General features: G+C 62.4%; 5 protein-coding genes. All 5 read right to left on the bottom strand.

Annotated features, from left to right (window positions below):
- Window positions 1-111: 111 nt before the first annotated feature.
- Window positions 112-1,173 (bottom strand): DUF7146 domain-containing protein, encoded by a 1,062-nt coding sequence (locus tag XH84_RS14435; RefSeq protein ID WP_128948356.1) that lies wholly within the window; start codon window positions 1,171-1,173, stop codon window positions 112-114.
- Complete coding sequence (locus tag XH84_RS14430; protein WP_128948355.1) at window positions 1,173-5,489, bottom strand: strawberry notch-like NTP hydrolase domain-containing protein; 4,317 nt, start codon at window positions 5,487-5,489, stop codon at window positions 1,173-1,175. Before XH84_RS14430 ends, XH84_RS14435 begins: the two co-directional genes overlap by 1 nt.
- Before the next feature lie 181 nt (window positions 5,490-5,670).
- The gene (locus XH84_RS14425; protein ID WP_128948354.1) at window positions 5,671-7,788 is read right to left on the bottom strand and encodes a ParB/RepB/Spo0J family partition protein; all 2,118 of its coding nucleotides are present in this window, start codon (window positions 7,786-7,788) and stop codon (window positions 5,671-5,673) included.
- Window positions 7,789-7,896: 108 nt separating this feature from the next.
- Window positions 7,897-8,847 carry an ArdC family protein gene (locus XH84_RS14420; protein ID WP_128948353.1) on the bottom strand — a complete coding sequence of 317 codons (951 nt, stop codon included), beginning with the start codon at window positions 8,845-8,847 and terminating at the stop codon, window positions 7,897-7,899.
- A 1,780-nt stretch (window positions 8,848-10,627) separates the two neighbouring features.
- Window positions 10,628-12,382, bottom strand: a complete 1,755-nt coding sequence (gene nodU, locus XH84_RS14410; protein ID WP_128948352.1) for a nodulation protein NodU — start codon at window positions 12,380-12,382, stop codon at window positions 10,628-10,630.
- Window positions 12,383-12,768: the final 386 nt, after the last annotated feature.

Raw genomic sequence — 12,768 nt, 5'->3', positions numbered from 1 at the left:
GCCGGCCCGGTCCGCTTGCCGTCCGATCGCCCTCTAGAAGGCCGAGGTCGCGTCCTCTTCCGGCAATGGCCTCGTTATGAGCGACCTATCAACGTCGATCGAAGCACCGACCTATTCTGCCGCTACTGTCGACAAACGCAGGAAGCGGACGACGTCCTCTGGTACGAGTTGAGGCCGCAACTCTGCTCGGAGAGTCTCGGGACCGAAGATGTGCAGGTCTTCGTTGAAATCGCCCAGCCGGGGTGACAACGCTATCGCTTCAATGCCGGCGTCTTTTGCTCGCTGGGCGAGAGACGCCTGCACGGCATCTCCCGCGGCGTCGGCATCGCGCGCGATATAGAGCCGACGCAGGCCAGCCGGTAGCACCATGGCCGAGAGATGATTGGCCGAAAGCGCAGCTGCCATCGGCAATGTCGGCAGCACGTAGCGCAGCGACAGCATGGTCTCGATCCCCTCGCCGGCGGCGAGCACGTCGTCCACGACGCCGAAGCGAACGGCGTTGCCGAGCAGGTTGCCCATGGACCGTCGTGGCGTGTCTATTGGAGCCTTGCCGAGACGAATGCGATCAAAGCCGTCTGGATCGAGCCAGGTTCGGTGCGCTCCGGTGATCCGCCCCTCAAGGTCCGTGACGCGGGCAATCATCGCCGGCCAGCTTTCGGCCGGCAAATGCTCGTCCGGCCGATAATAGCAACGAGGGTGGAAGCGCAGGCTGCCACCATGGTGAATGCGGGTTATGCCGCGACTTTGCAGATACGTTTCGGCCTCCGTCCCCTCGATCGGACTGGATATCGCAAAGAGACGACGGGCGGCTTGCTGCGATCCAGCGGGCGCCACCGAACGAACGGGTTTCGAGGCCGGCTGCGGCTCAGGACGAGGAAGCTTCAGAAACCGTCGCGCCTCCTCGGCGGCCTCGCTGAAATCGCGTAAACCCCGGCATTCGCGGATGATATCGAGGAGGTCGCCATGCTCACCGGTCGCAGCGTCAGTCCACTTGCCGGCGGGGCCCTTCGGTGATTCCTGAAGCCGCACGAACATCGAGCGGCCCGGCGTGTTGCGGACGTCGCCGACCACCCAGTATCGCCCCGCCCGCTTGCCATTGGAGAGATAATATCGGCACACGGCCTCGGCCTCGCGCGCGAGGCGGCGTGCCAATTCGCAAGGCGCGGCGGACATCACGCGGCCTCCCGCTCACTAACGCGCGCGACCGGGTAGGTTTCGAGCACCTTTGTCAGGATCCCGACGCCGCTTTCGTCTGTGGGGACGAACATCCGCAGCTTCCAGGAGATGATCTCTCCAAAGAGGCCGTAAGCACGGAGACGATCGCGCATCGTGTCGTTGAATCCCGATAGCTCGATGCGGCATGCGCCCATCACCCGGACGCGACGAAGCTGGAGCCCTTCCGCGAGATCGAGGAGGGTGCGTCCTTCCATCAACGCCGCAAAGGCAGTGTCCGGCGATAGCGTAGGCGTGTCCGCCGAGATGGCGTTTGCGACCCACGCGGCAGAAACCTTGCGGCCGATGATGCGTTCGCCCGCATCGGTCTGGAGCCGATAGACACGGGTCGATTCGTTCGGCAATCGCTTCCAGATTGGTAGCAGCAAGCCAGCAACGACGTGGATCGTGCTTTCCGTGAACTCAGGCACCTCGGCAAGCTCCGCCAGCCAGGCCGCGGCAAAACGTTCGCGATCTGCTTCACCCCAATGGCTCTCCACCATCATGTTCAAGGGGACCTGGTGCTGCTCCATAGGCCGGATCAGGCGGACGCGGCGCTCGATCTCGCCGTCGTCGAGCATGATGCTCGGGGCCGGAAGCTGCACGGCGGCCCGTCCCGAGCGCTCGTTGATCAGCAGGACCGCATGATTGGAAAAACGTGCAAGGGCGTCATCCAAACCAACAGGATGGTTACGCTGGCGCTGGACGATGGTGAGCAGCCGCGTCTGGGCGCCTGTGCGCGGATGGACGTAGATCGTCCTCCGGCCGCTGACGACAAAGCTTTCGGCGCGGAGCGTTTCCAACCCGAGGTCATAGGTGCCCGACGCGACAGCGCCCTCGATCCGGGCGGTCAAGAGCTGCTCGAAGGCGGTGAATAGGACATTCTGCAGGTCGATGGTGAGCGCCAACAACCTGTTCAGGAAGGTCGTGATCGGCGGCAGCTCATCCCTGAGCCCATTGGCATCCGTCAATTTGAGGCCGGTCGCATCCTGAAACTTCTCGAGCGAGCAGCCGTCGACCTTACCTCGCGCGAGCAGCGTGTAGAGTTGACGCAACGCATCGCGCCCGTACTGGCTTTCGAGATTGTCCTCAGGCCGGAACAGCCCCTGCCCTCCGGTCTGGCGCTGGCCGCGCGTAATCGCTCCCAATGTGTCGAGCCGACGGGCGATGGTACTGAGGAAGCGCTTTTCCGCCTTCACGTCGGTCGCGATGGGCCGGAACAACGGCGGCTGAGCCTGATTGGTGCGGTTGGTCCGGCCGAGCCCTTGGATCGCTGCATCCGCCTTCCATCCGGGCTCGAGCAGATAGTGGACTCGCAAACGGCGGTTCCGGGACGATAGTTCAGCATGGTAGCTCCTCCCCGTGCCGCCGGCGTCGGAGAACACGAGGATGCGCTTAACGTCGTCCATGAAGGCCGAGGTCTCAGCGAGATTGGCCAAGCCGGCGCGGTTTTCGACCGTCAGCCGATCGCCGCTGCGGATGACGCGGCGCGAGCGGCCGGTCACTTCGGCGACCATGTCGGTGCCGAAGCGCTGGACGATTTGATCCAGCGCGCCAGGTACTGGAGGCAGCGAGGCGAGTTTCTCGATGAGGCGACCGCGTCGTGCGACGGCCTCCCGGCTCTCGACCGGCTGGCCATCGCGATAGACAGGCCGAGAGCAGAGATTGCCCTCCGAGTCGGTAAAGGGCTCGTAGAGCTGAACCGGGAAGGAATGGGCGAGATAGTCGAGCACATACTCGCGCGGAGTGATGTCGACCTGGACGTCGCCCCAATCTTCGGTCGGGATCTCGGCGAGCCGGCGCTCCATCAGCGCTTCGCCCGTTGAGACAATCTGGATGACAGCGGCATGGCCGGCGTCGAGATCGCGGTCGATCGATTGGATGAGCGACGGCGTCTTCATCGAGGTCAGCAGATGACCGAAGAACCGCTGCTTGGCGCTCTCGAAGGCGGATCGGGCCGCGGATTTTGCCTGCCCGTTCAGCGTTCCGGTTTCGCCGGTGATGTTGGCGGCCCGCATCGCCGCGTCGAGGTTGTTATGGATGATGCTGAACGCTTCTGCATAAGCGTCGTAGATGCGAACTTGCTCCGGCGTAAGCTGGTGTTCAACGAGTTCGTACTCGACGCCCTCATAGGACAATGAGCGGGCGGCATAGAGACCGAGCGCCTTGAGGTCGCGCGCCAGCACCTCCATCGCCGCGACTCCACCCTCCTCGATTGCCTCGACAAACTCGGCGCGCGTGGCGAATGGGAAGTCGGCGCCGCCCCAAAGGCCCAGGCGTTGGGCATAAGCTGGGTTGTGGACCGTGGTAGCGCCCGTCGCCGACACATAAACCACGCGAGCATTGGGCAGGGCGTGCTGGAGCCTCAGGCCCGCGCGCCCCTGCTGAGAGGCCACTTGGTCGCCGCGCTCGCCTTTGCCCCCGACCGCATTCTGCATGGCATGGCTCTCATCGAAGACGATCACTCCGTCGAAGTCGGAGCCCAACCATTCAACGATCTGCCTGACACGCGAAAGCTTCTCGCCACGCTCGTCGGTGCGTAGCGTGGCATAGGTGGCAAAAAGGATGCCTTCCGAAAGCAGGATCGCGGTACCCTGGCGAAACCGGGACAGGGGCGTAACGAGCAGCCGCTCCATGCCGAGCGCGGACCAGTCGCGCTGGGCATCTTCGATTAGCTTGTCGGATTTGCTGATCCAGACCGCACGGCGGCGGCCCTTGAGCCAATTGTCGAGCAGGATCCCTGCGACCTGCCGTCCCTTGCCCGCACCGGTGCCATCGCCCAAGAACCAGCCGCGACGAAAGCGGACGGCATTCTCTGCGTCGTCGCTCGCGGCGGCCACAACGTCAGAGGTCGCATCGACGGCCCAGGAGCCCGCCAGGAATTCGGAATGCGCCTCGCCCGCATAAATGACGCTCTCGAGCTGGGCGTCCGACAGAACTCCCTTTGCCAGCAGACTTGAAGGCAGATGCGGACGGTAGGATGGCTTCGGTGGCGCAACGGACGCCATCGCAGCGGACTGCACGAGCTTGGTCGGATGTGCGCACGATCCGGGAATACGGACCGACTGCAATCCGTACTCCTCATAGAGCGCATCGGTGAGACGGACGCCTTCAGGCGGCGACCAGTCGACGGTCTCGTACGCAAGTTCCACACCTTCGGGCGCGCTCTCCGAACTGGACGACGGGCTTGGTGTAATGGCGCCGGCCGGTCGGGGCGTTGCAGGACGCCTAACGATGTCGGCCACGACCGGCGCGGCGACAGGTAGCCTTGGAGGCACGTGCTGGGTCACCCAGTTGAGCAAGGTGGCGACATCGCCGGCCATGCCCTGCGAGGCGGGAAAAGCCTTTGGATCGGCAGCGGGCCACTTGTCGATAACGAGCAGCCTCGTGTCCGTGTGAGTCCCGTGCTTGGCGTAGACGGCGCCCTCGATCGCGGCAGAAAACACGACCCGTCCCCGCTGCTGGAGCCGAACAAAGGCACCGGTCCACGCCGGGTTATCCGGCGCAAGGCCCGCGCCGGCGATGGCGACGAGGCGCCCACCATCGCAAAGACGCGCGAGCGCCGAAGCGATATGCCGGAAAGCGGCGTCCACCATTCGTCGATCGACATTCGCCACCGAGGAGAACGGCGGGTTCATCAGAACGACGCTCGGCACAAGGCTCGCGTCGAGGTGATCGTCGATCTGCGCGGCGTCGAACCGCGTAACCTCAACTTTGGCAAACAGATGATCGAGCAGCGCCGCGCGGCCTTCGGCCAACTCGTTCAACATCAAAGAGCCGCCGGCGAGCTCGGCCAGGATGGCGAGCAAGCCGGTCCCCGCGGATGGCTCCAGAACGCGGTCGGCAGGCGTAATGCCTGCTGCGGTGCATGCGGCCAGCCCAAGCGGGATCGGCGTCGAAAATTGCTGGAGCCCCTGACTGTCCTCGGAACGCCGCGTATGGGTCGGCAGACAGCTCGCGATTCTCGCGAGCATTGGCAGCATGGCAGCCGTCGAGCCAGCCTTGGCGCGCATGGCCGGACCGAACTTGCGCAGGAAGAGAACGGTTGCCGCCTCGCAGACGTCATAGGCGGTCTTCCAGTTCCATGCGCCGGCCGCGTCCGAGGCGCCGAAGGCAGCTTCCATGGCACTACGCAGGACAGCCGCATCGATGCGACCGCCGCGTTCAAGATCAGTCAAGATCTGTCGGGCGGCCTTGAGGGCGGCAGAGGTGACAGTAGCAGCGGCACGCATCGAGAGCGGCGCGGCGGCAGCGCCGCCCGCAAGAAATTCGGTCATGGCAGGATTTCTCGGGAGAGCAGGAACAGATCGAACCGCGCGGCGCTCCCCTTAAGACCACGGCAATTCAAACCTCGCCGGCCCTGCTCTCCCTCTCAGCGCTCGCCCATAAAAATGGGGACCGGCGTTGCACACCGGTCCCCAGGCAACTGCGGGATGGCCCGAGCCATCCCGCTCTGTGTCACTCAGCCGCGTCGAGCTGTTGCGGGTCATCGTCGCCGGCGTTCTCCCGATCCTCATCGTCGGCGAGGAATTCGGGTAGCGGGCCTGCTTCAACCTCCCGCTCCACTGGCGCCGCATTGGGATCGACGAGACGCAGCGGTTCCGGCAACCAGCCTGAACCATCAAGAAGACGCTCGGCCTCTTTGGCCATGTCGGCCTTCTTCAAGTGGTCGATCAACTGCGCGGAAGATTCGCCCCTTGCTTCTCGCACAGCTTCCAGAATGCGAGGCTTGGTGACCCGGCCAAGATAGTTGTCGACGGTGGGTCGCCAGCCGGCCTGCACCATGTCCAGCCCGACCGCGCGCGCCAGCACATTGGCCTGGTCGAGACGCGCGCGAACACCATGGGCGGAGACACGGCCCTGATCGTAGCGGCTGGCTGGCTCGTAGAGAGCGTTGACCGCAAATGACGCACAGTGAGCGAACAGGGACGCCTGAGCGGCACCGTCGAGAGCTGTGAGCGCATCCCACAGGTCCTTCTCACCTTTCGGCAACCGTGCTTTCCAGGATTCATGCCGCGCCTCGACGGTCTTCGCGGACGCGCTCTCCCTCAGGCCGGGGGCTTGAGCGGGAAAGGTCGGCGTGCGAAGTCCGATCTCAAGGGAACTCCCCGTCGACGAGAACCGGTAAAAGGCGGTCAGCACGAAATTGTGCAGCACCGCCTGGAACGCGATCGCCGGATTTTCCGCCAGCGCATCCCGCAATGCGAGCGTGCGATGCGCCGTCAGCTCTATCATCAGCCGATCCGGCAAAGGTTTGGCCGCGTCCTCATCATCTTCTGCAGCGTCAGCAGCGCTACTTGCGACCGCGATGACCGTGCGCTGAATAGAGCGACCTGCCTCCTTCCCCTCGACCGGCTGCGCATCGGTGCCCTGCTCGACTTCAGGATCGATCGCGGACATGTCGTCCTCCGACCGGACATAACCCCGATCCACCGATAGGCGCCCTTCGGAATCGATGCTGACGAAGACGCCAGCGCGGACGATCTCGGCCGGCTCGTAGATCATCGATCGGTCTTCGAATGCGAGCAGTGCCGCTTCGATCTCGCCGAGCCGCTGGTCGACCTCATCGGGCAGTTCGTCGGCATCCTGATAATCCGATTCAAGCTTAGTATGCTCGCCGTTGAGTGCGTCGATGGTGGCCTGCTCCTCCGGGGTGAGATCCACAGGTTTGCCCTCGAGTTCGCGGAGGCCGTTGGTATGGCCGTAGGGGAAATCGACCGCCACTGAGATCCACTTCCAACCCTCGGTCGCGATCCTTTCCGCCTCGAGCTTCAGCTTGTCGGTAACAAGACGGTCCAACAAGGCAAGGTCCTGCAAATATCCGCCATCGTCATGCTCGAACAGATCACGCAAAACGCCGCCGCCTGCCTGTTCGTAAGCCTCAAGGCCCACGAACCGAGCGCGGCGATCGGACGCACGGACCGTTTGTTCTGTCAGCAAGCGCCGGATCTGGTATGGCTCGTCGTAACCCGAACGACTGACCTGCTCCCAGACTTGCTCCTGGCGAGCATGATCGGCTGTCACCGAGAACGCCATCAGTTGCTCGAGCGTCATACCGTCCTCGGCATAGATCTCGTGCAGCTTGTTGGAAACCGAGGCCAGTCGAAGTCGCTGCTTCACGATAGCCGGCGTCACAAAATGCCTGGCAGCGATGTCTTCCTCGCTCATGCCACCTTGCTGGAGGCGCTGGAACGCGCGGAACTGATCGAGGGGGTGGAGGCCGACTCGCTCGTCATTCTCCGCGAGCGAGTCGTCTTCCGCGATACCCTGGTCCCGGACGACGCACGGAACCGCTTGCGTTTCCGCCATGCTCTTTCGTTTCACCAGCAGTTCGAGGGCGCGATAGCGCCTGCCGCCTGCAGGCACTTCGAACATGCCCGTCTCGTTCCCTTCGGCATCAACGACGGCACGGACGTTGAGGCTCTGCAGGAGCGTGCGCGCCGCGATGCTTTCGGCGAGTTGCTCGATCGAAATGCCCGCCTTCACATGGCGAACATTGGATTGGCTCAGCACCAGCTTGTTGAACGGAATGTCGCGTGAGGGCGACAGGGTGATCTTTTGGACAGCCTTCGTCATGTCGATTCTCCACGACGGGCAGCCGTGAGCCTCTCTCTCGGCCTTCAACCCGTCGCGAAAAACGACCCTGCCCTCTCACTCGCTTACTCGCGGTGGCCGAGGAGACCCTCACGCTGCCTCCTGTTCCGCTCTCTCCGTCGTCATGTCGCCAACCTCCTCCGGCAAGAACCCAAGGAGATAGTCCGCAACCTTGCTGGCTTGCGAGGCAGCTCGCACAATGGCACGATTGTCCTCTCGCAGCACCTCAAGCCAGGAGCCGATATAGTCGGCGTGCCGCACCGTCGGCACGATGCCGAGCGAGGCGCATCCGAATGCGGACGATATCTCCGCGATCAATTCCTCAAAGGCATACTTCTTGCTTCCGTAGCTTCCCGACAAATCGCGATTCAGACGCGATGTATGGCCGCTAGCATGCGCCAGCTCGTGAAGGGCCGTCCGATGCCAGTTGATCGGCTCGAAATAGGCTTGTGGTGGCGGTACCTGCACATAATCTTCTGCCGGCATATAGAAGGCGCGGTTGCCGCCAATGCGGAAGTCGATCCCGGTCGCCTTGATCAGGTATTCAATCTTTGGCTCGATCAGGCCAGGCGGCGGAGGTGGCGTCGTTGCGATCTCCGAAGGCAAGCCCTCGCACTGGTCGATATTGAAGACCGTGAACCGCTTGAGGAACGGGATGGCCTGGGCTTCGTCACCTGTTTCGCGGGCGCGCCGCTTTTCGTCGGCCGGCACAAAGCGGTCCGCATAGACGACGCTCGTGCCGCGCTCGCCCTTGCGGACGTGACCGCCAAGCGAGAGCGCCTGGCGGAAGGTGAGCCAGCTCTGACCGGTGAATGCGTGTTCGGTGGCAGCCCCCCAAAGGATTAGGACGTTGATGCCGCTGTATTGACGGCCAGTGGCGGCGCTTTTCGGCATGGCCAATGACGCCGCCGCCGTCGAACCCCAAGGCTGTACCCACGGGACGCGGCCGACTTCAAGCTCGCCGATAATTTTGTTGGTGATTTCGTCATAAAGGCTGGTCCGGTCCTCGCCGGCGCGTGCCCGAAGATAGTGTCTGGACATAACGGATCTCCGCGACGGGCGCCGCGAGCCTCTCTCGCAGCCTGTAACCCGTCACGGCAAAACCCGGCCGGCACTCTCACTTTAAGCTTTTTCAGGGGAAATCGAGGGCGCGTGATTTGCGAGAGCTCCTCACGCACACAGATGACAGAATGCGAAATCTGCGACGCGCTCCGTCTTTCGTTCCATTCTTCGGGATGGCCTCGAGGTGCTTTAGGGGCCGCAGGCCCCACCCGGCGCGCGCCAAGGGCGCATCGCCTCAACGCAAAATGGCACCCGGAGAGCGTGAGCATAGCGACCCGAAGGGGCACGCGGGTCCGAGTGCAGCGACGAGACCGGTTCAATAGCGGCACCCGGGAACGGGGCAGCGATAGCGATCGCCGAGAGGCGAGCCCCTTTCCCGAGTGCCCCCGGCGAGGAACTCCCCAGTCCTGCGCGAGGGATCGAAGCCGGATGGCCGAGACGCAAAGCGGCTCGGTTCACGAGAGCCCGGTGCGGCGGAAGCCGCACGCGCAAAGCGGAAAATTCCGCTAGTCTGAAGATCTAGATTTCCTCGCGCGCATGCGTCTGCGCGTCATAGATCCTGATTTGAAGCATGGGAAAACGTTTCTTTAGTTCTTCTCCACCTGCCCTGGCGCCGTCTCTGGTTGCAAATTCGGCTTTGAGTCGGCCATCCACTTCGAGTGCGTAACCAGAGGCCGGCGGTTCACGGGTAGCTGCAACCATTTCATTCCCATTGTGTAGTGAGGTGGCTCAAAATGATGGGTAACGTGAGTCGCCAAACCGCGCTAGTCCCACCTCCCCGAGCGCGGTGATCGGCGCACCGCGTGGATTGACGCTTCGCCCTGCCCAAATGGCACTGGAGATACAAGGCGCGCTGAGCCCCGGCCGTCCTTGAATCCGGCGCTGGATGAATAGGCCCCGGCTCCCGCCGATCGTGTCGCTCGACGCGAAGACGACGCGCGACAAATCAGCGATCGATGCCCTCGCCCTCGCGGTAGGGGGGTACGTCCGCCGATACCCGCACCGTCGCCGAGACGAAGAGTACGTCTATTGCGTCTTGGTGGGTGACGATCTGTTTGTTAGATCGGGGCAGCCGGAACAAACGCGGCCTTCGTCGTATTCGGGGTCGATTTCAATGGTGATGACTGTTGAGCTAGGCCGACAACACGGACGCTGCGGGATAGAGGATCCACGTGCTGGAGGAAGCGTGCGCCATCCGCGAATGCGAGGAGCACGGTTAGATAGGACCATCCGCCTGCACGAGAGCGCGCCTTCTGATATCGCCCGACAGAACCCGCCAGCAGGCGTCTCCCCTCACGGAGCGGAAGCCCCAATTCGCGACGTGCTGGACCGGATCAAAGCATGGAGAACGCGAAGTAGCGTCTGCGCCGACCTCGCCATCGATCCGGATGCGGTGCCCGGTACCAGGATCAACCACGATGACTCCCTGGCCCCTTCGTCGACGTGCCGCCGTCGTCGTCGATGGAGCTTCGGCCACTTCCCGCGGCGGCACAGACGATCCAATCTCGCCCCCCACGAACGGCGCTATACTCGCTTCAACGTGCTTCCAAAGCTCTGGCGCCACCTGAACAGCTGGCTCACATGAAACCGACGATGCGAGTTGCCTCGGAAACTGGCGCCGGGCGCGGGCGATACTGCAACAAGCCGCTCCTTCTTATCCAGCGATCACCGCGCCGCCCCTCTAGCGAGGTGATCATCTCGACCCTCGAAATCGTGGCCTTCTCCCAAGATTACCCTAGGCCGGCGGCGATCGCATTCGTCAAACAAGACGACCTGTGGCGGGAGTTATCCGCTCTTCGTCGTACGGTCCCGCCTCCGCGCGCTGAGAGAGAAAAATGCCGTTGGCCGGCGCTGAGTCTCCGCCCGCGAGTTTCGTCCACAGCACACCATCGCACCACACGTGGTCAACGCGGCCCCACTGGCAGGCAGATGCCACATTCGGGAAAAACCCGCGTCCATTGCGATTGGCGCTTGTGTTGCATAGTAGCGGAATGCCCGTGAGGGCCTCGTATTCGACAAGAAGTTCGGCGATTTTGTGCTGAGAGGTCCGACAAATCGTCTGCAATCGGGCAGATCCGTCCAGATGCACAACAGCGGGGATCTTGTCCCGCCATTCTGCTCGTATTAGGTGCTCGAAGAGCATGTAAGGGTCTGGCGTTCCAGGACTAAAAATATCCGGCGCACGATCCTCTAGGCATATTGGCGCTACAGGCCGGAAGCGCTCGCGAAGTTTGATGTCGTTGAGACGGTCCTTCATTCGCGGCGATGTCGCCGCGGCCAGTATGCTTCTGCTACCCAAAGCCCGAGGTCCAAGCTCCGCGCGGCCAGCAAGGAAAATAACGGGCTTGTTGCTGGCGAGAATCGTTGCAAGTTCACGCATGCTACATGGTGAGCCGCCCCATCCGGGCGGCACGCCGCCTCGTTCCACGGCTGGACCACTATAGACGGACCATTCCAATGGTACAAAGCCTTGGTCCGCCGCCAATGCGGAGCAAGCGGCACCTATTGCCGAGCCACTGTCATTCGGAAAGGGTGGCACCCAGATAGCATCGAACAAGCCGGCAGCTCGTAGTGCGCTATTCCATTTTATGTTGAGACCGCAGCCGCCGGCGATGCACAGATTGCGCACGTGAAGCCTCGAATGTCTCTGTATAGCGCTCGCGAGTTTGGTAACGAGCAGACGCTCTTGGAACCAATGAAAGGAAGCAAGCACATCTTCGGGAGCTTTGGCTTTGAACCGTAGCGCGCTGGCATCGAAGAACTCGTGGACAGGCTCAAGCGCGGCGTCCTCGCTGCAACGACCGACTGGCTCCGTAAACGTGCTAAAGTGCTTTTCGTAGAGCTCCCGAAACACCCCGACAATGCTTTCATCGACTGAACCGAGCGCGATGTAGGCCATCAACTTGCCCGCAACACCGAGGTCCCACTTGGTCCGGTTCGCCTGCTTGTATGGTCCGAAGTGATAGCCCGCGGCAGCATAAGCATGCCCGATCAGCGGGAAGAGGCACTCGAGGAACCTGGCGGCGCGGCGCTCTACATGGTAGAGACGTGGAAAGGAAGCTCCGTCCCACACCAGACAGAACGCGGGCTGCCCGGCCTTGGCGAAGGGGCTGGTACAAAAAGCGGAAGCCACATGGGCTGTCACGTGCGGATAGCTTTTGTAAGGGAAGGCGCTCTCGTTGAGCAGCAGCCCAGAGCCGTCGTGCGCTATGAGGAGGCCTTCGGCATCGCCCTCAACATACGGCGCCCCTTTAAGGGTAATGGGTACAGTCCCACTGAAAACCTCAAATTGTGACTCAACCTCGCCCCACCATCCGTCGATGACGAACCGATCAACGTCCCGCGGATCTAAACCGTGCTCTGCCAAGGCGACAACAACCGCATCGAGATTGTTGATTTTTTGATATCGCGGATTATTGCCCCGCTTCTCCTGCTCGATACAAAAGACAAGCCGTCCGTCCTCGATAAGGGCGACTGCTCCGTCATGGGTCAGTTTAATGCCGCAGATGCGCATACTGTCTCCGAACCTAACGTCGGTGATCCATCCGATTTGAAGGCGCCGCAACTATTGCTCGTGTCGCAAGACTCAGATGGGCTCCCACTGTCACGATGCACGCTCTGGGCCAGTTCCAATCAGAGGAATCGCTGGCGATTGTCTGATCAAAGTCGGAGTTTGAAGCGACTTGATCGATTCGTGACACCGGACGCGTTCGGTTTCGGACCAAGCACTCCCGCCTACGGCGACAATTTGCGTGCATGCGACCTGCTGCCTTCGACGTCGAGCGAACGAGTGCAGCGGAACTCTTTACCGGATAGTGAGATCATTAACCGATCCTTTCCAAACCAGATCAGGAGACGTGACCTCCAGAGGCGGCGACGAATCGCGGTCTTTGATGTCAC

This window comes from Bradyrhizobium nanningense, from assembly GCF_004114535.1.
In the GTDB taxonomy this organism is placed as follows: Bacteria; Pseudomonadota; Alphaproteobacteria; order Rhizobiales; family Xanthobacteraceae; genus Bradyrhizobium; species Bradyrhizobium nanningense.
Note: the sequence above shows the minus strand (reverse complement) of the source record. Positions and strands in the feature narration are given on the sequence as shown.

What these genes read in the sequence shown, in the direction of transcription:
- XH84_RS14435 (WP_128948356.1), bottom strand. Translation starts at nt 1,173, where the DNA reads ATGTCCGCCGCGCCTTGCGAATTGGCACGCCGCCTCGCGCGCGAGGCC.
- XH84_RS14430 (WP_128948355.1), bottom strand. Translation starts at nt 5,489, where the DNA reads ATGACCGAATTTCTTGCGGGCGGCGCTGCCGCCGCGCCGCTCTCGATG.
- XH84_RS14425 (WP_128948354.1), bottom strand. Translation starts at nt 7,788, where the DNA reads ATGACGAAGGCTGTCCAAAAGATCACCCTGTCGCCCTCACGCGACATT.
- XH84_RS14420 (WP_128948353.1), bottom strand. Translation starts at nt 8,847, where the DNA reads ATGTCCAGACACTATCTTCGGGCACGCGCCGGCGAGGACCGGACCAGC.
- nodU (WP_128948352.1), bottom strand. Translation starts at nt 12,382, where the DNA reads ATGCGCATCTGCGGCATTAAACTGACCCATGACGGAGCAGTCGCCCTT.